The 23,979-nt window shown below is 56.0% G+C and carries 18 protein-coding genes and 4 pseudogenes; 3 read left to right on the top strand and 19 right to left on the bottom strand.

Features of this window, described 5'->3' with window-relative positions; all coding sequences use genetic code 11:
* Positions 1-47: 47 nt before the first annotated feature.
* Positions 48-1,529, top strand: coding sequence for a YdgA family protein (locus ALO80_RS22820; protein WP_055010643.1), 1,482 nt, complete (start codon positions 48-50; stop codon positions 1,527-1,529).
* Between the two features lie 56 nt (positions 1,530-1,585).
* Here the strand turns inward: ALO80_RS22820 and ALO80_RS32655 are convergent.
* The 4 genes and pseudogenes from ALO80_RS32655 to acpP all read right to left on the bottom strand — a co-directional run.
* Positions 1,586-1,942, bottom strand: a pseudogene (locus ALO80_RS32655) (methyl-accepting chemotaxis protein); the annotation flags it as partial.
* Positions 1,943-2,497: 555 nt separating this feature from the next.
* Positions 2,498-3,604: pseudogene (locus ALO80_RS32650) on the bottom strand (FIST signal transduction protein); the annotation flags it as partial.
* 118 nt (positions 3,605-3,722) lie between these two features.
* Entirely contained in the window at positions 3,723-4,523 is an 801-nt protein-coding gene (locus tag ALO80_RS22810; protein WP_055005700.1) for a mechanosensitive ion channel family protein, read from the bottom strand.
* A 171-nt stretch (positions 4,524-4,694) separates the two neighbouring features.
* The gene (gene acpP / locus ALO80_RS22805) at positions 4,695-4,931 is read right to left on the bottom strand and encodes an acyl carrier protein (protein ID WP_055010649.1); all 237 of its coding nucleotides are present in this window, start codon (positions 4,929-4,931) and stop codon (positions 4,695-4,697) included.
* A 195-nt stretch (positions 4,932-5,126) separates the two neighbouring features.
* Between acpP and ALO80_RS22800 the strand changes: the two genes are divergently transcribed.
* Complete coding sequence (locus ALO80_RS22800; protein WP_055010641.1) at positions 5,127-5,609, top strand: hypothetical protein; 483 nt, start codon at positions 5,127-5,129, stop codon at positions 5,607-5,609.
* Positions 5,602-8,076: an alpha/beta fold hydrolase gene (locus ALO80_RS22795; RefSeq protein ID WP_055010640.1), complete on the top strand. Its 2,475-nt coding sequence runs from the start codon at positions 5,602-5,604 to the stop codon at positions 8,074-8,076. Before ALO80_RS22800 ends, ALO80_RS22795 begins: the two co-directional genes overlap by 8 nt.
* Positions 8,077-8,291: 215 nt before the next feature.
* Here ALO80_RS22795 and ALO80_RS29990 read toward each other — a convergent pair.
* From ALO80_RS29990 to ALO80_RS22720, 15 genes and pseudogenes are all read right to left on the bottom strand, one after another.
* Positions 8,292-8,477, bottom strand: a pseudogene (locus ALO80_RS29990) (hypothetical protein); the annotation flags it as partial.
* A 48-nt stretch (positions 8,478-8,525) separates the two neighbouring features.
* A complete protein-coding gene (locus ALO80_RS22785) occupies positions 8,526-9,620 on the bottom strand; it encodes a fatty acid desaturase family protein (protein ID WP_055010638.1) in 1,095 nt (364 codons plus the stop codon).
* Positions 9,613-10,746 (bottom strand): sterol desaturase family protein, encoded by a 1,134-nt coding sequence (locus ALO80_RS22780; protein WP_055010637.1) that lies wholly within the window; start codon positions 10,744-10,746, stop codon positions 9,613-9,615. The genes ALO80_RS22785 and ALO80_RS22780 overlap by 8 nt, the downstream gene beginning before the upstream one ends.
* Complete coding sequence (locus tag ALO80_RS22775; protein WP_055010636.1) at positions 10,743-11,363, bottom strand: phosphatase PAP2 family protein; 621 nt, start codon at positions 11,361-11,363, stop codon at positions 10,743-10,745. The genes ALO80_RS22780 and ALO80_RS22775 overlap by 4 nt, the downstream gene beginning before the upstream one ends.
* On the bottom strand, positions 11,360-12,643 hold the full coding sequence (locus ALO80_RS22770) for a F390 synthetase-related protein (protein ID WP_055010635.1): 1,284 nt from the start codon (positions 12,641-12,643) through the stop codon (positions 11,360-11,362). The genes ALO80_RS22775 and ALO80_RS22770 overlap by 4 nt, the downstream gene beginning before the upstream one ends.
* A complete protein-coding gene (locus tag ALO80_RS22765) occupies positions 12,640-13,446 on the bottom strand; it encodes an MBL fold metallo-hydrolase (protein WP_055005693.1) in 807 nt (268 codons plus the stop codon). The genes ALO80_RS22770 and ALO80_RS22765 overlap by 4 nt, the downstream gene beginning before the upstream one ends.
* On the bottom strand, positions 13,439-14,455 hold the full coding sequence (locus tag ALO80_RS22760; RefSeq protein WP_055005692.1) for an NAD-dependent epimerase/dehydratase family protein: 1,017 nt from the start codon (positions 14,453-14,455) through the stop codon (positions 13,439-13,441). The genes ALO80_RS22765 and ALO80_RS22760 overlap by 8 nt, the downstream gene beginning before the upstream one ends.
* Positions 14,452-15,459 (bottom strand): annotated as a pseudogene (locus ALO80_RS32365) (3-oxoacyl-[acyl-carrier-protein] synthase III C-terminal domain-containing protein). Before ALO80_RS32365 ends, ALO80_RS22760 begins: the two are co-directional and overlap by 4 nt.
* Before the next feature lie 140 nt (positions 15,460-15,599).
* Positions 15,600-16,028, bottom strand: coding sequence for a DUF2628 domain-containing protein (locus tag ALO80_RS22750; protein ID WP_055010634.1), 429 nt, complete (start codon positions 16,026-16,028; stop codon positions 15,600-15,602).
* Between the two features lie 291 nt (positions 16,029-16,319).
* Positions 16,320-17,183, bottom strand: coding sequence for a hypothetical protein (locus ALO80_RS22745; RefSeq protein ID WP_223813441.1), 864 nt, complete (start codon positions 17,181-17,183; stop codon positions 16,320-16,322).
* The gene (locus ALO80_RS22740; protein ID WP_055010633.1) at positions 17,180-18,169 is read right to left on the bottom strand and encodes a DUF2515 family protein; all 990 of its coding nucleotides are present in this window, start codon (positions 18,167-18,169) and stop codon (positions 17,180-17,182) included. The genes ALO80_RS22745 and ALO80_RS22740 overlap by 4 nt, the downstream gene beginning before the upstream one ends.
* Positions 18,166-20,931: a type VI secretion system Vgr family protein gene (locus ALO80_RS22735; RefSeq protein WP_055010632.1), complete on the bottom strand. Its 2,766-nt coding sequence runs from the start codon at positions 20,929-20,931 to the stop codon at positions 18,166-18,168. Before ALO80_RS22735 ends, ALO80_RS22740 begins: the two co-directional genes overlap by 4 nt.
* A 47-nt stretch (positions 20,932-20,978) precedes the next feature.
* The gene (locus tag ALO80_RS22730; RefSeq protein WP_055010631.1) at positions 20,979-21,842 is read right to left on the bottom strand and encodes a hypothetical protein; all 864 of its coding nucleotides are present in this window, start codon (positions 21,840-21,842) and stop codon (positions 20,979-20,981) included.
* Positions 21,829-22,818: a DUF2515 family protein gene (locus ALO80_RS22725; RefSeq protein ID WP_055010630.1), complete on the bottom strand. Its 990-nt coding sequence runs from the start codon at positions 22,816-22,818 to the stop codon at positions 21,829-21,831. Before ALO80_RS22725 ends, ALO80_RS22730 begins: the two co-directional genes overlap by 14 nt.
* Positions 22,815-23,972: a hypothetical protein gene (locus ALO80_RS22720; protein WP_055010629.1), complete on the bottom strand. Its 1,158-nt coding sequence runs from the start codon at positions 23,970-23,972 to the stop codon at positions 22,815-22,817. The genes ALO80_RS22725 and ALO80_RS22720 overlap by 4 nt, the downstream gene beginning before the upstream one ends.
* Positions 23,973-23,979 lie beyond the last annotated feature (7 nt).

Here is a 23,979-nt window from a genome sequence, read left to right as displayed (position 1 = left end):
TCCCGGTACGACTTTTCCATCATCAGAACGGATATCTTCAGGTCACTATGAATAAATCAGCAGGTATAGCGATTGGCGTCATCGTCGTAGCGGGCGCATTGGTTACGGCAGGTGCCTGGTACACCGGCAATCAGCTGGAAGGTGCGCTGAACGATTCGATCAGCAAGGCCAATCAGGAACTCGCGAAGTCGTTCAAAGGCACCGACACCAGCGTCAAACTGGAAATGCTCTCGCTGGAAAAGCATTTCTTCAGCAGCACGGCGCATTATCGAGTCGACATCCAGAACCTGTCCGATAGCACCCAGGGCGGTCAGTTTCTGTTTGTCGATCAGATCGAACACGGCCCCATTCCGTTGTCGCGTCTGAAGACCCTGAACCTGATACCGGTCATGGCCCTGAGCAATTTCCAGATGGAGAAGAGCCCCAGCGCCGAGAAGTGGTTCGCCATGAGCAAGGACGTACCGCCGCTCAAAGGACAGGCCAGTATCGGCTATGACCGCGCCACCAAAGGCACACTGCAGATGGCCCCGCTGGAAATGACCGACGTGGACGGCACGTTCAGGTTTTCAGGGCTCGACCTGAACGCCGAGTCGTCCGCCGACGCGGAAAAATTCAGCCTTGCGGGCAACATGGATAACCTGCAACTCAATGTCGCATCGCCTGACGGCCCGGTGAGCATCGACGTCAAAGGCATGACTTTCGACACCGGCGGCACTAAAGGCAAGTCCGGTTTCTATCTGGGCCACACCAACATGAAAATCCAGAACGCGGGTTTTCAGGTGGTGGGTAAGCCGCCGGTACAGATCAAGGATTTCACCAACACCAACCTGGCGCAGGAAGATGCCGGTAACCTGGCGGCCCAGATCAACTACGATGCCGACATGATTTCCTACGCGGGCAAGGACGTAGGTTCAGGGCATATGGGCTTCAAGATCGCCAACTTCGACGTAGTGGCCACTCAGGCGCTGTATCAGTTGTATCAGGAGAAGATTCTGCCGCAGCAGCAGGAGGCTGCGCTGGAGAAGCGTCCGTTCCGTCTGGAACTGAGCACGGCTGATCAAGAGCTGATGAACACGCAGATGAAGAAGCTGCTGATTGCCAAGCCGCACATCGAGCTGGAAAAACTCTCGCTCAAGACCAGCAACGGCGAAAGCCACATGCGTATCGCCGTGGACCTGGCCGATCCAGGCCCGCTTGATCAGCCTTCCGATGCGCTGCTCTTGAAGAGCCTGGGCGAAGTCAACGCCAAGGTCGTCCTGTCCAGGCCGATGATCCGCGACCTCGCTACCCAGCAGGCCATTCGTGAAGGTCAGACCGACCTCAAGGTCATTGCAGAGCAGGCCAAGGCCGCAGCTGACATGGCCAGCGCGATGGCTGAGATGATGCAACTGGCCAAGGTCGACGGCGACAACATCGTCTCCGATCTGCGTTATGCCAACCAGATGGTCGACTTCAACGGCCAGAAAATGACCGTGCAGCAGTTCATGAGCAACGTCATGGGCAGGGTCGGCGTGCTGGGCAACCAGTAAGCGTCGGCAACGCGGGTGTCGGGACGGGCAGAGTGCCGACCCGACACCAGGCTCTGCTACTGAGTCAGCCCGCGCAGGGTATCGGCCAGCAGCCGGGTACGTTGCGAAGTGCCCGCGGTCATGTCACTGGACCCTTCCAGCTCCGACAGCAGCCCCGTGAGCGTTCCGACTTCCAGGGATTGCTCTTCGATGTGCTGCGCCACCTTGCGAATCTCCTCGGCCAGACGCTCGATATCCGTACCGATGTCATTCGCGTTTTGCGAGGTTTTCTGCGCCAGTTGACGCACTTCATCGGCGACCACTGCAAAGCCACGGCCCATTTCACCTGCCCGTGCCGCCTCGATGGCAGCATTCAGCGCCAGCAGGTTGGTCTGCCCGGCGATTTGCTGGATCATCTGCACGACTGACTGAATGCGCAGGCTGGATTTGGCCAGTTCCCGTGAGCCAAGCACCACATCGTCGGCCTGGCTGACCAGGCTTTTGACGGTATTGCCAGCCTTGTCGATGACGGTTTCCTGCTGCGTGATGGTCTGGGATAACTCATCCATCGAAACGTGCAGCTCGCCGGAGTAGTGGCGCAGCTGAGCGGCAATTTCTTCCTGATCCTGGTGAGCTTTGACCAGAACATCACCCAGGTCGCTCAGGCCGCCGAACACCGGGCGGATCTGCTCGTCCAGACCGCTCGGGTCAATGGTCTGAACAAAGTTACGCTGTTTGAACTGATCGATCTGCTTGACTACCACATGGCTCAGACCGGCCAGCTTCTTGATCTGCCGACGCAGAAAGAACGCCTTGAACTCGCCGTAGTAGGCAATGAAGTTGTCGATGTAATCGTCACGGAACGGCTGGCCTTCCGGCACTTTGAAAAAGAACACGGCAGTGAGGGTCTGGTTGAGATTCAGGCCCAGAATCTCGCCAAAGGTCGAGAAGCCCACCACCGGCGTTTCGCCAAACACATCGTTCATGCGGCCCAATTCACTGCCGTTGTTCAGGCGACGCAGGATGCAGTCGCTCAACAGGCCAAGCAGCGGCTTGCCGGACTTGCCCTGCAGAAAGCGTGCAAAGTCCTTGCGCGTGGTGTCTATCATCGAGGTCCGCTTGACCATGACCAGCTCTTCGCCGGGTGCCACGTCACAGAACAGATGCACCCGTTCGCTTTCGTAATCGATACGTGCAATGGAGCGTACGAACAATTCTTCGCCCACGCGGATAGCGAACGAATACTGTGCCAGCTTGCCTTCCAGCTCATGCCGCTCACACTTGAGCGCCTCACACAGTGCCGCAACCATTGTGGCGATTTCGCCTCTGGAATTGACCACCTGGCTGATGTAACGCTCTTCCAGCGAGGCGGTCAGAACACTCAGGCTCAGCGGTGTTGCCTCAAAGTTCTGGCTCTTGAACACACCGAAGCGCACGTTCTTCGCACTTTTGAGAAACACCACCTGAGCATGGTTCTCATAACTGCGCTTGCCGTCGTGAATCAGGGTCTTCTTGAAGTCGCCCTTGCCACCTGCAGAACCGCCCACGAACAGGCACGGGAAACGGCCTGATTCGTAGAGGGCTTCCATGAAAAACGACTCTGAAGCCGACAGCCCGTCGAACGTGACGTAGGCCAGCGTATCCCGATGATCGATTGGCGTGCTGACCTGAGCGCGCTTGATCGAGTCCGTCAGGCGCGCAATGCGCTCACGCATCGACAGTCGCTTGCCCGCGCCGCGAATATCTTCGCTGTGCAGCGGAATGTGCACCACTTCCGCGCTCTTGATTACGCTCGAGTCAAACAGCGCCAGTACAATCCGGTCCCACTGATTGCCCGCCGCGCAGTACAGCGAATCGTTGCTGGAGCACAGCTCGCCGGAAGTCGTGCACAGGCTGATTTTTGCGTTGGGAAAGCGTGCGGCGACAGATCGGGCCACTTGATCGAAGTCGACGTGCGGTGAAACGAAACCAGTCAGGTAAACCGGATCAAAGCTCAGTGCAGACAGCTTGTCGTTCAATTCCCGGGCGGACGTAATGACACTGAGTACGCCCCCGGCCCGCGAAGTGCTGGTCCGAAGACGAGATAAAAAGCTCATGGTTGAATCCGTAAGATAAAAGGCAGAGGCCACGCAGAATATGGACCGATCTCTTTTAATCGGCTGCTGACGGGTTGGGGTTAGCCGACGGGCGATGAATTTTACCTATGCGTGCCGCTCAGGATATATGCAGCATCAACGCTCTGATGAGGGCAAGCGTCTGGAGATGCACCGAATCATAGTGATCATTGTGGCAATAGGGCCGTACCGACAGGGTGATGGAGTCGGCCGTCGTAGAGGCCAGATGCACATCCACCGCAGGGCTGCTCAATACATTGGGAAGGCGGGCTATCTGATCCCTGAGGCGCGGGATGATCGTCTGCTCATCGGCGGTGCCGGGCAATACGGCGGTCAGCTCGACGCTGCGGAAATCATTGCTGGAAAAATTGACGATGGTGTCCGAGAAAATCTTGTTGTTGCCCACCAGATTCAACACATTTTCCGGAGTATTGATCGACGTGACGAACAAGCCGATTTCGACCACGGTCCCGGTCACACCCGCCGCTGAAATCATATCGCCGACTTTGAAGGGCCGCAGCACGATGATGAAACCACCTGCCGCCAGATTGGCCAGCAAGCCCGACCACGCCATGCCGATCGCCAGCGCCACGGCCGCCAGCAGTGCCGCAAAGCTGGTGGTCTCGATGCCGCAATAACTCAGAATGGCGATCACCAGAATGATGTTCAGCGTCACCGTGATGAACGAGCCGACATAGCGCAGCACCGTCGGATCAAACCGCTGCCGGGTCAGTGAGCGTTGCGCCATCCTGACCAGCACACCGATCAGCCAGCGACCCACGATCCACAGCAACGCTGCAATCACCAACCTCAGAACAACGGTCGCCCCGTACTGCAGAACAACGTTGAACAACGAACTGACTCTGTCAGTGCCCACATTGATGACATTCAACGCATCCATGAACGCAACTCCTGAATACAGAGCTCGCGCGACAGATGGACTGCCGTGCGGAGCCGTACATTGCGCGCAAATGCGGAAGGACCGCTACTGGTAGTTTTGACTGGAGGCAAAAGGCCTGCAACTGGCGTTTGGGGGCTCAGCAGGTGTTGTGGCTGTTAGCCTACATCGTGTCTATTTATTGTTTTTTGAGATGTAGTCAACTATGTTTTGTACCGTTTTGAATTTTTTAATTTCTTCATCCGGTATATTGATTTCGAATTCTTCTTCTAGAGCCAGGCTGAGCTCGACAAATTCTAAACTGCTAGCCGCGAAATCCTTGGTTATGTCAGATGTCGGTTTTACATCTTCTTGCGCTGCTTTCAAATGCTTGCCCACCAATTCTTTTACACGTGTCATTACATCTTCCATGATGATCATCTCCTTGATCGCGTTTTTTCACTGACTACTGAAGGATGAAATTAGGCCGCGGTAGAAAAGCTGTCTACTGGCATTAATAACAGTTGTTCAACAGTGGGAGGTCTGAGCAGTTTGGTTATGCTCGTATTAAGCCTTTCGAGAAATCGCTACACTCGCCACCTCACCAGGATGACCCAAGGACCTGCAATGCCGTTTTCTTCTGACACACTGCGCCGTACGCTGGTGATGTGGCTGTATGCCGTCGCAGCCGCGCATGTGCTGGGCAGTCTGGTGTTCACCTGGGCCGGCTTTTCCGGGTTGCTCGACGGCTACTTGACCAGCCTCGAACAGGCGTTCTGGACCGAGGCGGTTCCCGCTGCTGCGCGTGCGCAACAGGTCTGGTGGATGGCGCTGTTTGGTGCCACCTTGCAAACGTATTCGGTGTATATGCTCGCGCTTGTGCATTTAGGCAATCGTCTGAAAAGCGCCATGCCCTGGGGTTGGCTGATTGCGGGCCTGCTGCTTTGGGCACCTCAGGACATCCTTATTTCCGTGCGCGGAGGCGTCTGGTCGCACGTCTGGCTCGATCTGGCGGCGCTACTGGCGTTGTTGCCGCCGCTGATCTGGCTGTATCGCCATGATCGCCGTACTTTGGCTGTGCACGCGTCGAAGGAGCCTCGTCATGTCTGACTTGCCGCTGCTGTATCTGCTGGCGGGCAACGGCAGCAGTGCCGAATGGTGGGACGACGCGCTGCCGCATTTTCAGCGCTATCAGGTCGTGCCGCTGGAGCTGCCAGGCTTCGGCAGCAATCCCCAACCACCCTGCGAAGACATTGCGGCCTATGCTGATGCTTTGCTGGCGGCGACGGTTCGAGGCAGCGCAATCGTCGCCGTGGGCGTCAATGCATTGCTGGTCATGCATGCCTTGCAGCGTCAGCCGGGGCATTTCTGCAGAAGCGTATTGCTGGCACCGGTTGGGGCTTTTCTGTGGCAGCGGCGCCTGCCGGCACTGATGTCGCCGCTGCCGATTCGCAAAACCATTCACTGGCTGCTGGCCAACAAACCCACGCTGTTTGCGCACAAGTTTTCCAGACAAGCCTGGCCTGCGGCGCACTATCAGCGCATGGGCGAAGGTTATGCCCGCTGCCGTGCTTTCGTGCCGTATTGGGACCTGTTGCGTGCCGACACCGCGCTGCCGCTGCTGGAGTGGGTGCAAGACCCGATAGAGCTGGTCTGGGGCGATCAGGACAAGGTGTTGGGCATCGAGCAGGCAGCAGCGTGGTCTGCCATTCTGGCGCGTGCCGACCTGACCATCAGCCTGAAACCCGGATGGGGTCATTACCCTTGGATCGACTCGCCCGCCGAGTTCGCACAATGGCTGGAGTCGGGCGAGCGCGGCTTTGTTGCACACACCAAAGGTGGCCGCCTGCGTCTGGCAACCATTGCCGGGCAACCGGTGCCCGATGCACTGTCTCTGGTGCAGGGCGCTGACTCGACGTTGTCCGCGTTTCTGGCCAGTCAGCCTGAAGCTATCTGGGCGGTGCGCTCGTCCAGCTTCGGTGAGGACCAGGCCGATGCGGCCAATGCCGGTCTGAGCACCACTTTTCTTCGTGAGCCCAGCCACAATGTCCCCGCGCGCGTCGCAGAACTGCACAACGCTGGCGTCGAAGAGGTGGTGGTACAGCGCTTCATCACGCCGGTGCTTTCCGGGATCGCTTTCGTGCGTCACCTGTCAGTCGAGCTGGAATGGGTGCAAGGCCATCTGGAGTTGCTGGCCGACGGTCAGGCAAGCCCGGATCGAGCGATCATTTCCCGCCTTGGCGCGGCCTGGAGCAGCGGCAACTTCAAGCCATCCCGCGGTTTGACTGAGGAGCTGCTCTGGGATTTCCTGCAGGGCGTTCTGCGCGTATTCCACTACGTGCCGGGCGATGTCGAATGGGCCTGGGATGGCCGTCAGCTGTGGCTGCTGCAGTACCGCCCGATCAGTGACTACGGCTGGCGCCGACACCTGACCGCCGCCAATATTGCCGAGATCCTGCCGCCACAGCCCAGCCGGCTGGTCGAGTATGCACAGCGGCGTGCCGCAGGCAGCATCCCGGCCATCATGGCGCGCTGGGATTCACGTGTACTGCAGGACAATGAGCCATTTACCGCGTTGTTCGGCGCGGCGTCCTACATCAACAACGACCTGTTTCTTGCACGTCTGGCTGACTGGGGCATTGCGTCCAGTCATTACGCCGATGAGGTCGGCGGTGCGACCCCGCATCTGCCGTGGCGACCACAGCGTCTGGTGCGCTCATTACCCGTGTTTCTGCGCATGCAGCGTGTCGCGCGCGGCCACTTGTTGACCCTGGAAAAACACCTGCACCGCTTTGACCGAGAACTGCATGCCCTGAAGGCCCAAGGTGCCGACGGCCAGCAATTGGCTGACTGGTTCACACGTTTCTACGTGTTCGTCGTACAAGGCAACCTGTGCATCGCTACCTCGCTGGCCAGCAGCGGCGGAGACCTGCTAGGCCGCCCGCCGACGGCTTACGACGACCTTGAAGACTGCCCGCACCGACTGCCCTGGGAAACCGATCCTGCTACGCCGCGCCCGGCGTTCACTGATCTGCCCTTGCAGGCCTTTCCGACCTGGCCGGTTTTCATTCGCATCGCCCATCGCACGGGCCTGCCAGGCATGCGCGGCTACTACCTGCAAGTGCGCGAGTGGTATCGCGATAACCTGATGCGCCTGTTTTTCCGCCTGCACCACGCCATGCCGATTGCAGACAGAGCGTACTGGTTTGCACCCCATCCGGACATTCGCAGCCGTGCAGGCAGCTTCTGGCAGGACGGCCGTGAAGGCACCGAGCAGGCGACAGGCTTTATGATCTATCCGGGTCAGGTCCAAGGCATTCTGGGCAAGGACATCCTGCTGGAAGACACCCTCGACCCCGGACGCCACGCGCACTACCAGAACGCCCGAGCAGTGATTGCGCGAATGGGCGGGCGTCTTTCCCACGGGTCTACGTTGCTGCGCGAACTGCGCAAGCCTTCGGCGGTGCTGCCGAATGTTGATATGGCGTGGGTGGGGAGGGAAGTGCGGTATGTGGATGGAGAGTTGAAGCTGGTGAAAGGGCAGGCATGCAATCAGATCCGCGTCGACAAGGTATAGCCAAACACTTACACGCGATGGAGGGATTTGGCCATTTCCGACTTGGTCCGTTCTCCGTAAGATTGGATCCATCAAGTGGTGAACAGGAGTTCACCAGGATCAAGGATGATCGACCATCGCCTCGGAGGCAGCCGACAGGGAGTCGGGATGGTCTTGGAAAAACCCGCTTCGGCGGGTTTTTTGTTGTGCGCGAGAAAGTCCTCGTTGAGCCTGGGCTATTTGCGCAGTGCCTTTCTGTTGCGCAGGCTTTCACGATGCACCTCGAGATCCCTGCGCCGCCGCATCTCCTGACGGACCTCCTTGCGTTCGGATCGAATAATCCTCCATTGCATGCGCAATTCGCGACCGCGCTCGCTGTTGAGCGATAAAAGGCCCAGCAACGGGAAAAGCAGACAAACAATATCAATGCGGTCATGCCAGAAGTCACAAAGCTTCTGGCTCTGAGTCCGTCAGGTGATGTTCGTCACCTGCGTGTCCCGGCCCATGCTGCGCAAGAACTTTCGCTGCTGCCGAAGCAACTCACGGTAGTCGATGCAGCGATAGTGCATGCCGTGGCGGGGGGCCAGGTCAGCGATGATGTTTGCCAGCGCCGGATAGTGTCGATGACTCCAGCCAGGGAACAGGTGATGAGTCAGATGAAAGTTCAGCCCGCCCACGACATGGTGCAGCCAGCGTGGAGAGGTTTGCCAGTCACAGGTTGTCGAGAAGTTATGTCGATACCAGCCGTGTGGCATCAACGGGCTGCCTGATGGCTGATAGAACTCTGCTTCTGCCCAGTGCGTACCGGGCAGCAGAAATACCACCCAGAGAGAGGCAAGCATCTGGCTGACAAAGTACGCGATCAGCACCGTGGTCCAGCTACCCTCGAATATCACCAGCGGTACTACCAGTACCAGCAGCAGATGGCATGCCTTGCTGGCCAGAAATACTGCCCAGCCTCTGTTTCCTGGAAGAATGTTTTTGGCTTTGAGCGGTGTCTTCCCAAGGCGGTCCGACCAGTCGAATATCCATGAGATGTAGGGCAGCGACAGCGCTGCGACCAAGGGCCAGTAAAGATGTTGATAGCGCATGTGCTTCCGCCAGCCCTGGAAAGGCGACTGTCGCAGGACGCCATTTTCCTCGGTGTCCAGATCGTAATGTTCAACGTTGGCATAGGCATGATGAAACTGCACATGCCTGATCCGCCAATAATCCGGATCAATCCCGAGCGGCAAGGTCATCAACCTCCCCACCAGTCGGTTTGCCCAGGCCGCCCGGAAAAAAGCATTGTGGGTGGCATCGTGAAACACCATTACGTTGAGTAGCATGCCTGTCAGGACAAACATGAAATAGCAGCCTATGAATGCCCACACAGTGTGTTGCATAAGGCTCGATGCATAAAAACCGCCGCACAGCAGGGTAAGGAGCAATGCCGTCACCTTTTGCCGAATGCTTGCGTAGCGATGGTCGTCTGCCAGGTAGGCGTGGGCCGCCTGCTTGAGGGCATGATGAAATGCCTGTTCGCCATCGGCAGGAAATGACAAAGGGGCAAGTGGCTCAGCCATGATGTTTTTCCACCGGATTTGCGGCTGAAATGTTGTAGCCACTAGAGGACAGGGCCACCCATACGCCGTGCAAGGCGAGGGCGACCATCGGCAATTGCCAGTAAACCTGCGACCAGCGGTAATAACCCAGAAAAAGTAACGCCAGCCCCATGCTGACTATCAGCCAGACGGGAACACTCCAGGTCCTCGCTTCGGTCATTCCTCCCAGCGCCACCGAGCCCACCACGAGAAAAACGAACAGGACGACCTGCGGCAAGGTGATGTCGCTGTAGCCATAGCCGTATTGATAGATATAGCCCACCACCAGCGCGAAGAGCAGCAACGCGCCGCTGAAAATGCTCAAACCCGAAACGCGCGAGCGGGTCGGTTCGTTCGATTTTATCGACAGTCGCAGGTAACGCAGAAAAGGCACGTTGCTGGCCCAGAACGGATTCGCGGAAGAGCGAGGCCCTCCGATTCCAAACGTGTAAGGCACATCGGGCAGCCTGGAAAATGTGCCGAACAGCTTGTCCCAGAAAATGAAAGTACCGCCGAAGTTCTTGTCCGAGTAGGCCCGGTCTTTGACGTGATGCACGCGATGATGGGTCGGAGTAACGAAAATCTTCTCCAGCACGCCTAGCCTGGGTGTCAGCGCATTATGGTTAAAGAACTGCATCGAGTAATGCAGGATCGACACTGCGACAAACACATGCAGCGGTACTCCCAGCACGGCCAGAGGAATGAAGAACGGAATCGACGTGAGTGACGAATACCACGAATTACGCACGCCCAGGGACAGATTGAAGTACTCGCCCTGATGATGCACCACATGCACGACCCAGAGAACGCCAATGTGGTGATGCAGACGGTGCAACCAGTAGAAGCAGAAATCCCAGGCCAGCAATGCGAACGCCCAGACCAATAGGGGAGGCCATGTATCCAGCAGGCCAAGGCTCAAGTACGTGGCGGCAAGTCCGTAACAGATTACTTCCAGGCCACGGAACAGCCACAGCATGAGGTGGCCGGAATTCAGATTGAACACCACGTCATGCCAGTCAACCGGCTTGCGCTGCACCCACTGCAGAATGACGGCCTCGCCTGTTACGGCCAGCAGCATGATGATGATCGGAATGGCCAGATCGCTCATTGCATATTCCCTTTAAGTGCGACTGGCCTGCTTCGGCCAAGCGCATCGACCAGCATGCCCGCCACCAATGCGAGCACGGCGCCACTGACCACGTCGATGAACAGGTGACGGCGCAATTGCAGGATTGAATAGGCAATGGCGGCCACCCACAAGATAAACACTGCAGTACGCGCGCTACGCCTTGCTGCACTGATCCCCCAGACTGCCAGCACCATCAGGGCCATGTGCAGGGATGGCAGGCAATTCTGGGTCGAGTCCACATAAGTCAGTGCTGCCAGCAGTGTGGAGCTTAACGTTGTGCCCTCATCGACCGGGTACACCATCGTTGTCGGCCACAGCAGATAGACCGTTCCGGCGCCCAGTGCGGTAAGACGCATAGCGCGAGACAGCCAGCGCACTCGATCAAGTGGGGTCATCAGATAGTCCAGTGGAACAACCACGAAGAACGACAGGTACAACCAGATTGCGTGGGGCGTGAATGCGATCATTCGGTCGAGCGGCGAGGGTGTCATGACCTGGCCGGTGCTCTGCAAATGGTCGGTCAGCGTATAGATCAGACCGACCGAACCCCAGCCAAGCAGCATGTGCCACAACCGAAACATCATTGGGTTGTTCATGCTTTTGCCTGCCGGACAATACGGCGTCGTTTTCGATCGAAGTTCGGCATCACGTTCTGCACTGTCAGTTGCCATTCAAGTTTGTCAGTGGCAATACCCTGTTGTGTGAACAGGGCGACAAGTTGTCTACGGCTGTGCTCCAGTTCGGTTTGCGTACAGTCTGCAATCAGCTGCAACCGGGTTTTCAAAAGCTGAATCAAGCGGTAGTCACTGGTCAGTGGCAGTGCATTGGCAATTGCCCGACTGCACAGGTCGGCAAAGATAATCTGCATCTCACCGTGCTGGTCAGGCAGCGAAAGCTGATCGTCGCGGCGACCCTCGATTCGGGAAATCGCCATCGAATGCTGACCACACGGGCAGGGCTCGGATTGCCTGACCAGTACATCATCCAGCCGGTAGCGTACGATAGGTTGGGTACTGCGAGTGAAGTCGGTGATCAACGGCGTGAAGCGCTGCTCATCAAGCCACTGGGGCTCGATATGCACGAACTCTTCGTTCAAATGCAGTGTGCCATGCGAGCACGTGGCCGCCAGAAAACCTTCGGTTGCCTGATAGACCTCGCCGACCTCGCGGAACACCGTGTTCAGCAACTGGCGATCCTGCGCATCCAGAACTTCGGCGACGGAGATCACTTTCTTCACGTCGAGTTGGATCTGCCCGCCCAGAACGGCCAGGGCCAGGGCGCGCAGCACCTGTGCTGGCGCAACGATAATGGTCGGCGCCTGTGCTTGTAAGCGAGACAACTGCTCAGTGAACGGCGCGAACAGGTCATAAAAGGCCAGGCTCAGCCAGCGATTGTCGACGCTGTGGTACAGGTTATTGTCCGCACGTAAAAAGAGCGCCACTCGCTCACCCGCGAAAATACCGTCTGGGAGCATCTTGGCAAGCATCCCGCCCGCCCAGATCTGCTGTTCCTGCGGGCTCACGACGAAAACGCCGCGCTGCCCTGACGTGCCCGAGGACAGCCCGACGCTAAAACGGCCGATGCGTGGCGTGAAGTCGCGCTCGGCTTCGCCGCGCCTTGCGCAGGCCAGCAACTGATCACGTTGCAGACCTGCGGTGTTCATCTGGTCGAACTGCGTCATCATCAGCGCTTTGTCCATCAGCGGCCATTCGTTGAATGGCAGAGCGCTGTAAGCCCGAAAATAAGGACTTTTGGCCAGCACCCTATGGGCAAAGCGTTTCAGTTGCCTGCTCTGAAAATGCTCCAGTGCCTGGCGACTGGAAAAGCGCAGGCGACGCGCTCGCCAATAATGCCAGAGCGTCATCACCGGGATCATAAATCCCCCTCGTGGCACAAACGAATATCCACATGGCCTGCTGTCCACAAAAGGTTCAGACGGTTCAGCGTCTGGTAGTAGGCCTTGCTGTCGTCCATCAGCACGTTGGCAAGCACGGAAGGCCCGCGCAATTCTTGATAGCTCAGCGGCGACCATGCGGAATCACTGGCCAGCAGTGTCCAGCCATCTTCGGTGAGAATAAATGCACCCAGGTGTCCGGCGGCATGACCTGGTAGCGGCACCAGAACAATCTGCCCGTCACTGCCCGGTAGTTCGTAGCCATGTGTAAACGGTGCCAGTTGCTCAGTCAGGCTCACCCGCTCAAAGCCCTCGACGAACTGCAATGCTGCCTCGAAACCTTCCGGAATCAGTCCAGGTACGAAGGCGCGCTTGAGCGCGGCGATGCCACGTAATGAGCGGGTTTTCTGCCAGCCTTCGCCCGAGCAGATAAAGTCGAGATGACTGAAGTCCCGTAGGCCGGCGATGTGATCGGCATGAAAGTGGGAAATGATCAGCGCCTGAATATCGTTGGCTGCGTAACCTGCATTACGCAACTGATCCAGCAGCGTTTCACCCGCATCCAGGTATACCGGGGTAACCTGGCTATAGATGCGGAACACTCCCGACCGGGTATGCTCCTGAAAATGGTTGGCGTAGCCGGTATCCCATAACCAGCGGCGATCGCCGACCTCCAGCAGATACGCCCTGGACGGAAATTTGCAGACCCGCAGGCCGGCACCCTGCAACGCCATACAACCGATATGCGTGCAGTAACCCACTTCGAAAGTGGTGATGCTAGCCATGGCGCTTCACCGCTTGAGACTTAAGCCATTGCCCCGTGAGCTGAATACTTTCTTCCATCGTATACCGAGGTCGGTAGCCCAGTTCTTCAATGGCTCGCGTCTGGCTCAGGGTCATATCGAAGTTCACAGCTGCCACACTGTAGCGGGTCAGCACGGGCTCCTTACGCGTTACAGAGGCCAGCAGCTCAAGTGCAATCGCCAGTGTGTGAAGCAACCTATAGGGCATGGGCTGAACACGATAACGAAGGCCGAGTTGATCGTGCAGTAACAACTGCAGGGTATCCACCAGTCGCATGGGCTGATGATTGGTGACGTTGTAGGCGGCGCCGGAAGACAAGGAATTGTTATGGCTCGCCAGGTCCATGGCGTGCACAACGTTCAGTACAAACGTAAGGTCCAGCACTGCCTGGCCACCACCCGGCAAACGCAGCACGCCCCGGTCGCGCTCTATCTGGCCCAGAATCCGGGGCAGAATCACCCGGTCATACGGGCCAAACAGACCACGGGGCCGCAGAATGATGAAAGTGGTCTGTGGATAAAGTGGTACTAGCGCCTGTATGGATTGCTCTGCCTGGTACTTGCTGCTGGCGTAGTGATTGGCGAATCGTCGGGCACGGTATTGCTCGTCAATACACTCATGATTCTGAAAGTCGAAGTAAATGGCGGGCGTGGAAATATGCACGAATCGCGAGACGCCGCAATGTCCGGCTGCCTCGGCCAGCTTCTGTGTTGCTACAACGTTGGCCTCATCAAACTCGACCTTGCTGCCCCAGGGAGAAGACTTCGCGGCGCAGTGCCAGACGACGTCGCAGCCGAGCATCATTCGCTCGCATTCCTTCGCGGTAGCCTTGGTCAGGTCCATTGTCGTGAATTCGGCTCCCTGATTTCGCAGCAGACCTCCCACTGTTGGGTCACGTCCGATTGCATGCACCTTATGGCCAGCGTTCAACAGCCAATCAGCTGCATTGCGTCCAAGGCCACTGGTGGCGCCGGTCAGCAGAACCTTCATGGCAGCAGCACCATGCCCGCCAGTGTCAAACCTGCAGCGGTGCCTATCAGCATTACCGGCTTGCCTGGCGTGAAGCGGCCGGTAGTAAAGGCAGTATGCAGCGCTGTTGGAATCGAGGCCGATACCTGATTGCCATGATAACGATAAATATCTACCAGCACTTCAGAAGGTACTCCCAGACGTTTTCGCATGTGCTCAAGCGAAAGATGGCTGGCTTGGTGAGGTACGACGGTGACGATATCGGCCAGGGTCAAACCGCTGCTTTCGAGTAATCGTGCGAGATAGCCCTCGATCAACGCGGCAGCCTGACGAAACAGCTGCTTGCCCTTCATGTGGAACAGAAAGTCTTTGTCAGTCATGCCGGTACGCGGATTACGGCGTGTGCCGCCTGCTTGAATCTCGCACAGGTCGCTACCTTCCGGGTAAGTCTCGGAGAGGCTGCTCAGAATGCCGCTGCTGCCGTCACCGCGTTCGACAATGGCGCAGGCTGCTCCGTCGCCGAGGATCAGAGAGCTTTCTTCGTCATCCCAGTCGATACCACGTGAAACGAGATCTGCCGAGACGATCGCGATGCGCTTGTAGATCCCGGCATTGAGCAAGCCGGCAGCGACCTATAGCGCCGTAATGAAGCCGACGCAACTGCTGTTGATATCAAAGCCCGGCGTACCCGGTGGCAGATGGGCCGCCTTGAGAATCAATGCTGCCGTGCAGGGTAAGGCCTGCATGGGTACTGCCGAGGCCGAGATCAACAGGTCAATCGAACCCGTCGGGATCTGCTCCCTTCTCAACGCATCCTGAAATGCTTGCGCTGCCAGTTCGGCTTGGCTGACATCGAGTGTTGCGTGAAAACGGCAATGTACGCCAGAGCGCTTTTCGACATAACCCGCAGGCTTGTTCAATAACGTGTCCAGCGCAGACGACTCCACTCGATTTGCGGGCACCGCTACGCCAGTCGCAATAATTTTCAGTGGCAGCAGGGCTGCGTGGGAAGAGGGCGCTGTCATTGGAGTCCTGGCTTCGCATCCATGTGGCAATTACCTGAATGACTGATTCACTATAACGCCGGCTGAACATGGCATGGGTCGATGGATTGTGAACCCTCATGCTCGGCAAAGGGGACGGTGTCATCGGTAACCTTTTCGGGTTAGAGACGCATGCCTTTGAACGGGTTCCAGCCTTCCTCGCCTTTTACTTCTTTGAGGTAGTAGGAGTAGTTGACGGTCAACGCATACATCAGGGCGTAGGCCACATTAAGACCTCCCCCAAGCGCGTAAGGAACCTCGGTTCCCAAAAGCGTGCATACCAGAAGGATCAAGGCGTTGGTCGCGAGCATTATGCCAATCAACGCAATGCCTTTTTTCCACAGGCCCAGCACGAAGAAATAAATGGGGCCAAAGAAATACGCGATGACGTTGAAATTGATCCGCATTTTCTTCCTGAAGCCAGGAAGTGATTTGAGGCCAGCCTTGAACCGCGGGTCGTTCGGCGCACCATACGTCTCGAAGAAATTGAAGCGCTCCTGCCACTTGGCGCTGTAGGTGTCAGTGCTGCGCGTCTGATCTGCTGTGCTCATGGTACTGCTCCTGATGTTCCATTGGGGTGACGTCTTTCTTCCGGGAAATTCTGTGTTCTGGTGTTTTTCTGATCAGGATGCAGAGTGTATGGAGTTTTCGGATGGTGTACTACGCAACCGCATAACCTGGGCGCTAAATCGCCACAATTCTTCATCTGGTCAGTCCGATAGACAGCCACTTCATAAAGCCGCTCGTTTTTCCGGGCAGGTTGCTGTCAGATTATCGACTGCCACGGCTGCCCCATCCCCACGACTGGACGTGCCTCAACCATCTTGCCAAGCGCATCAGGTTCAATGCTGTGCTTCCAGGATACTGATCGTGGGATTCTGGTAACGTTCGTCAATGGTGACTCCCATTTCCTTCAAACGGCTTTCCGCGATCGCACGTTGCGATGCCAGCTTTTTCAGTAGGTCGGGTAAAAGCTCTTTCATGCGATCGCGATCAGATGAATCAAAGTACTCTGAAAAAAATCTTTTTTCGGATTTGAAAGTGAGCGTAAAAAGATAGGTCCCGGTTTTAGAGGGTTCTTTTTCACTGTCTTCCCGTTGAACACTGACTGTAAGGTATTCATTACCACGGTAAAATGACCAATCACTAAAGATGGGCATTGACCGCCACAGCTCTTCGGGTAGTCGTATTGACGGATCACTCCAGGGGCCTGTCATAACAGGCTTACCGAGTACTTCATTCACCGTGCTAAGCTTGCTTAGTTCTGTTCCGGAAATTCGTGGTTCACCGAGACGTATATACCGTTTCCAACCCGCATTTTGGAGTGACGTCAACAGCTCATAAAATTTTGATTCCGCTTCAGTGTGTAATGAGTCCTCGGGTACTTCAAAAGGATTCAGACTGATCAGCTCGATTTTGTTGTCGTCTTGAGTATAGATCGGTACTGAAAAAGCAAAGACTCGCTGAATTTCAAATCTGGATGTTTCTCCACCTAACATCATGGTCAGAAATTTTCCGCTACGTACGGGTTGTCGATACCGATACCAGCACAGCTCAGAGTCACAGTCACTGAAAAGATCTGATCCTAGATTTTTCTTGGTGGTCTCGATAGTATCTCCAAGCCACAATTGCACAGCGTTGTTTTTTTGCATGTTATCCCAGCATCCAGAGAGTAAAAGAAATGTGAGGAATAAAATAAATCTCATGTTCGCTCGTTCCAGGTGGAAATAGTACTGATTGCCGAGTTCATATAGGACGCTGAAGAAAACATTTTCTCGTGATAGCTGTTGGCAATTTCAGTAATAAAGACCATTCGGTCAATTTTGTCATAAAGTTCCCCCTTGGTCATGACGTTGTCCAGCGCTTTGGTGTTTGTTTCACATGCGGTACTTAATGCAGCCAGGCGGCGTGGTACCCCCCAGTTGCCCTCGACCACGGCCTGGGCGTCCAGTAACCTTCGAAAAACGACGTCTTCATAAATAAGTGGTTGTAAAATCTTGACTTGCTCGTGGTTGGCGATAGCGATTAAAGATTGATACTGAAGCGCCCGTCGGTCTGATACCGTCGTCATGCTTTCAGTTTTCTTTATGAATTCAAAGCCCTGTCTGAGGTAGGGGGTGACTTTGAGATTATTGATTTTTGGTACGGCAGCACTAAACCAGGGGAGTTTTTTAAAACTGGCTTGAAAGTTATCTTCGCAGTCTCCAATGCTTCGACTGCCTATGCATTCAAAGAACTGCTCGGGGTAGTTTATATAAAACCAATGCCAAACAAAAATATCCTGAAAAAGCCAAAAATTCCCCATGCCCAAAAATTGCTTTGACAAGTCCAGCGATAAGTCCATTAACGGAACCGCTCTCATCTTAGTATGGGTCGTATAGTCCAGCGCACACATGACCTGCTTGCTGGCGAATGCTGCCAATCCGGTCCAGTAGAATCGCCCTTTTAACTCAGGTTTTCCCTTGGGCTCAAGCTCAAGATAGATTCGAGCGTAATTACCTGCGATACGCGCAGCGCGCGTGCTGAAGTCGCTTATCAGCTGGTATCGGGGTGGCTGCTGGTAAGGTGCGCGTGTCTGTACGCTCAACCGCCTTACGGCAACTTGCTGACCGATTGACCATAATTGTCTACACTTCGGGTTCAGATCGTTGATCGAGCAAGCCTGAGTGTTAAATTTAAAGTCATTCTTCATGATTTTTTACTCGGAGAGTATTTGTCCGCCCCCGCGGGCACGATCAACTCATCAGGCACCAGCGTAATCTTGCCATTACCAGGCTTGTCGCTAAAAATCCGTGGAATATTACCGTCCTGGTCGGTAAAAAATATTTTCTTGCCTTCGTCAGGAATATCAACCTCGACCGCGACATCCTCAAGCGGTACACCGTGGCTGGTCATGAGGCGATTTTGCTCGTCATACAGCCCTGCGGGTACTGCGATGGGAAGCTGCTTATTTGCGTAGTCCATGCTTGCGGGACCGCTGAGGGTCTTTTTGGCACCTTTGATGTCTATTGTGCCTGGCGCATGCACCTCGATATTGCCGCGTATGATCCTGATATAAGCGCCGCCACTGGTGAGCAAAATTTCCTTCTGTGCAGACATTTCCACTAACTGTGCAAGAGAGGTGATTTTCATGCCCTGCTGCGCGGTCAATTCCATCGCATCACTCTGCGCCTGCAGCTCGATCTTGCCCTTGGCTGCAAACAGCTTGGCCCCGGCATTCTGCGCAAACAAGCTGATGCTTTGCGCCACGCTTGCGAGCAGGGATTTGCCGCTGGCGATGCTCACGTCTTCACCGGTGCTCAGGGTCAGGTGCTTGCCGCTGTGCAGGTGGGTGCTTTTTGGGGTGGCGGTGGCGATGTCGGCGGGCGAGGAGGCGATCAGCAGCGGTTGCTGGTAACCCGGTGTTTTGCCGCGTCCACCGCTGCGGATTGCCCAGGCAGTATCACCGCCGTTGCGTTGTTGTTCGCCGGGGCCCTGGCTCGGGGCGCCGTCGTCGCTGCCGTAGGTCACGTCGGCATCGCTGTTGAGCTGGGTGAGGCTGTCCAGGCCTTCCTGCATCGGCAGGGCGTTGTGCTGTTGGGCGGTATCGGACAGGGTCTTGACGCGTTGCTCGCTGTTTTTCAGTTGCTGCTGCGCTTCGCTGGCATCGATCTGTGCGCCCTGGGCACCGCTGCGTTTCCAGGTGCTGAGGTAAAGACCCTGCTGGGCGCGCAGGGCACCGTAAGCATCGGTGCGTAACTCGAAACCTGTACCGCGCAGGCCGCCGCGATTGTTGCCGCGCTGGTCGATCAAATAACCGAGGTTGAGCTGGGTATGCCCGTGGCTGCTGTGGATCTGGGTGCGGACCTGGCCCGTTGAATCGTCCATCACCCACTGGTTGAAACCGCCGCCGCCGACTTCCTTGCTCTTGTAACCGGCCATCAACCCGCTGGAGTGCCAGGCGGGTTTATGGCCGCCGTAGACCTGGCCCATGACCAGCGGTCGGTCGATGTCGTTGTCCAGAAAAGTGATGACCACCTCTTCACCGGCACGGGGCACATGCACACTGCCCCAGTCCGGGCCGCTGCTCGGTTGCATCATGCGCAGCCAGCAGGAGCCCAGTTCACCGTCCTGGGAAAGGCGGTCCCAGTGGAAGCGCACACAGATTCGGTTGAGGGTGTCGGTAAACACTTCATGGCCACTGGGCGTGACAACTACGGCGGTCTGTTGGCCGAGGCTTTTAGGTTTGGAGTGCTCGGCGGGACTGCGGAACGGCACGCTGTGCAGTTGGCCTTCGAAACGGTTTAGGAAGAAGCCATGACTGCCCACACCCAATGCATCGGCCACTGCTGCCACGCCCGGCAACCCCGACTGCTCAGGGCGCACCGACCTGAACAGCGCTGCCAGACTGCCCGGCACTTCGCGTCTCTCCTTGGCCAGTGGCAGGTTGCTCTCGGCGAACATCTCGACTTCGATCAGCAGGAACTGACGCTCTTCAGCCGGTTTACGCGCATACAGCGGATGCTGGGTCAGTTCAAACCAGCGCCCGGCTTCCATCTGCCGCACGCCGCTTTGACCTTGCACACGACGAGCCTGCGACTCACGCTGCTCGATCTGTACGCGGCTCAGCCATTCGCCGCGGTCCTGCTTCTGCCAGCCGTACTGGCCCTGATACTCGTAACGCTCCAGCGCCTGCGGGGCGGAAGCGGCCTGCAAGGCCGGCATCACGGTTTCGCGGGGCTGGCCGTGGGCCAGGTAATCGACACTGCGCCAATGCAGCTTGCCGCTGAGCAACTGCGAGCCACTGCTCCACTGGGTAATGCCGTCCTGTTTCTCGGTGGCGTTCTGAGTGTGAAAGCGAACGCTCTGGGGTGCCAACGCGGGCAGGGTGTCGACGGTGTCAGTGAAGACGATGCAATGCTTGTCCGCAGTGTGTTCGACGTACCAGAAAAGACCTTCCTGCTCGCACCAACGCTGCACGAAGTTGGCGTCGCTCTCGTTGAACTGAGTGACGTAGGACAGCGGTGCGTATTCACGACGCAGGTCCAGGCGGTAATTGCCCTTGGCCTGTTCGTACATCGAGAAAACGGCTTCAAGAATCGCCGGCAGATTCTTGTCCTGCCAGATGCGGCAGTCGAGCCGGTACTCGAGCAGGCTGAACCAAGGCGCGAAGACCAGTTGCCAGTCATGCAGACCACCGTCATTGCCCAAGTAGCGCACGCTCTCGACCAGGCCATGACGCTGCGCGGGAGAACCGTCATCGCAGAGGATGGCCAGGCTGACGGGTTGGCCGATGAGTTTTTCAGGATCGTATTCGGTGTCCTGCACCACCACGTCGAGAGTGTAGCGGGGCACACGGCCGATGCGCTCGACCCCGTGTACGCGCAGGGCCTGAAGCTGATGCTCGCCCAGCGGCGTGGTGAGTTGCAGCAAGCGTCCGCTCTGGCTGAGGGCGGTACCGAATGTCAGATCCATGGTGTAGCTCCTTTACTGCTTGAATCGGTTTGCGACGTATCTTCGGTTTAACCCGCTTCTACGGGAGGTTTGGCATCTTTATAGTTTTCATCGATCTTGATGCCCATTTTTTTCAGCTGCGCCTCTGTCTTTTGGCGCTCTTTCCCCATTCGGGTTAATTCAGCAGGCAGGAGCTCTCTCCAGCGTTCACGGTCTTCGGCTCTCACGAATTCGGCGTAGAACTCACTTTCTGATTTGAACATCCATGTGAATAAGTAAGAGCCACGGTTCTGCGGGTCGTCTTCGCTGTTTTCGCGTTGTACCATCAAGTCAAGGTATTCATTGCCGTTGTAAAATCTCCACGGATCGAACATGCGCATCGAGACCCAGATCTGCTTGGAAAGCTTGAGGTTCGGGTCCATCCAGGGGCCTGTACCGACATTTTTACCTAGCACTTCATTTAAGTTGGTAAACTTGCTGGCTTCTGTACCGGGTATTCTCGCTTCATTAGGAAAAATGTAACGCTGCCATCCTGCGGCGTTTAGATGCTGTACTTGTTGATAAAAATACGCCATTGCGTCTTCATGTTTCGCATGGGTTGACACTCCTGCTACATACACGTCTATATCTGTAATAATCCTTAGGGTATTGGTGACGACAGTGGTCGAACTAACGTTCTCAATCGCTAATAGGGTGGATGCTGAGCGTACCTTGACAGTGATCAGTTCAGAGGATTTTGACGGCACTATAAATTGGTAGAGACACATCGTATCATCGCAGTCTTTTCGCAGTTTTACAGATGTTGAAGCCAGGACAGTATCAATTGATCCTCCAAGAGAGAGTTCGATCTCACGATTTTTTGTATTCATATCCGAAGCCTCACAACCGGTCAGTAGTATGAAAACTGCTATCATATATTTAAGTGCGTTCATTCCACGTCCCTATCGTCATAATTGCCTTTTCCATCTCGATATTTTTTCTCTGCATTCTCCGATGATACGTAGAGGCAATTGTTGTAATAAAGATCATTCTGTCCTCGGCGTCGTACAGCTCGCCATCGGACATGATGACATCCTGCTCCGGGTCGCCTGTATCGCATTCAACATTCAGGGACGCCAGTCGGCGCGGAACACCTCTGTACCCCTCGACCCACGTTTGCATGTACAACAGTGCCCTGAAGCTTTTATCCTCGTATATCAACGGTTGCAATATCATCAGTTGTTCATGTTTGGCAATTGCCAGGAGGGACTGAAATTTGTATTTTTCACGCAGTGTACCTGCCGGCTCCTTCTCTATAGCCGATATCAACTTGAAGCCGCTTACCAGATAATCAGTCACCTTCAGGTTATTTATCCTTGGCAGTGCATCATCAATCCATGGCAATTGTGCAAAGCTTTGTTTGAATCGCGGATCATACGTACTAAAGTCCCGGGTTTTTATGCACTCATTGAATTGCTGTGGGTAATTGATATAAAACCAATGCCAGACAAAGATATCCTGGAACAACCAGAAGTTTCCCTTGCCCAAAAATATCTTGGTGATCTCCAAGGGCGGTACGGCGGGCGGCAAATAGCGCATCTTTGTGTTGCTGGAGTAATCCAGTGCACACATGACCTGTTTGCTTGCAAACGCCGCTAGTCCTGTCCAGTAAAACCGTCCTTTTTGTTCGGGCTGGCCGTTGTGCTCTTGCTCCAGGTAAATACGTGCGTAATTGCCTGCGATTCGCGCAGCCCGTGTACTGAAGTCCTTGAGCAGTTCGTATCTGGCTGGTTGCTTGTATTCAGCGCGGGTCTTTACGCACAAGCGCCTGACAGCCACTTGTTGGCCAAGTGTCCACATTTCAACACAACCTGGATTCAGGTCATTGACGGAGCAGGGTTTTGAATTGAGTCCAAAGTCTTCTTTCATGAGTCTTTACTCTGTCCATCTTGTTCGATTCTAAGCGGGTCGGCGGTCTCATCGTCGGCCTGCGCCGTCGCCGTGCCCCTACTCACTAACCAGGCTTGTGTTTGAGTGGACGCGTACCTGTCGAATGCCAGAACTGATCCGTCTTGTGCTTTGGCGGCGTGAAAAGCAAGCGCCAGCGAACTCAGCTGACGCGCACTCTTTCCTCGCTCGCCTGCCAATGACGCCTGGCCGGCAACGTGCTCCGACACTACAACGTGTGGCAGGTGGGTACTGACGTAATGAGAAAGCTGCTCGAGACGCCTGTCGTGAAAATGACCGTCGATGATGAGTGCCTGGATGTCGTTCGATTTAACACCACCCTGTTCGCAAAGGGCTTCTGCGAGGTGTTGCAGATCGGCGCTACTTTGCCTTGGCTGCAAGGCACGTGGAGAGTGTTCGCGGGTCATTGCCGGATAGAGTTGCCAGGTATTTTCTTCGTCAGGGTTGGCATGGTCCACGCGCTGCAGGTTCAATATTGCAATGCTTTCACCGACCATGACGTCGTTGGACAGAGCGCCAGCCCGGTCTTTTGTCGCCCAGGTGTCTATGCTGACGCATAGCAGGCCCGACGCGTCCGTATTGTTTTGAAGCGCCCAAGGCAACCATTCATCGAAGTCTAACGACGGACTGTCGAAACCCTCTCCAGGCAGGTAATCAAACGGCCAGATTTCTACGACTTTGTTCTCCCAGGCTGATGGGGAGACGTCCGTCGGCGCAAACAGGATGACCTTTGTGTTTTCCCAGTCGATGTTGGCTGTGAAATCGTCCCATTGTGCGAGCATGGCCTCAAGCAGTTGAAGCGCTCGGGGCAACGTATCGATTTCCGGTTTGTGCTGGGGCAGACTAATTCGGCGCAGGTTATAACGGTGGCCCGATGGACTGACCAATCTGGGGTCGTGCTCAAAATCGCCATTAACGGCTCCGAGCCATGTCCCTGAAGCAGCTTGAGCAGGTTCGAGGTTCGGCAGCCATAGCCAGGCGTTGTCTATTTTGACGCGCGTGAGGTCATAGTCTGCCGGCGGACGTGTCGGAGTTGCCTGACGTTGTTCCTGTTCGCGTCGCTCGCCAATGACATCCCATAAAGAGCGATGACCTTGGCCATAGGGCTTCAACATGCTGTCG

The sequence above is a fragment of the Pseudomonas caricapapayae genome (assembly GCF_001400735.1).
In the GTDB taxonomy this organism is placed as follows: domain Bacteria; phylum Pseudomonadota; class Gammaproteobacteria; order Pseudomonadales; family Pseudomonadaceae; genus Aquipseudomonas; species Aquipseudomonas caricapapayae.
This window is presented reverse-complemented; position numbering and strand designations above follow the sequence as displayed.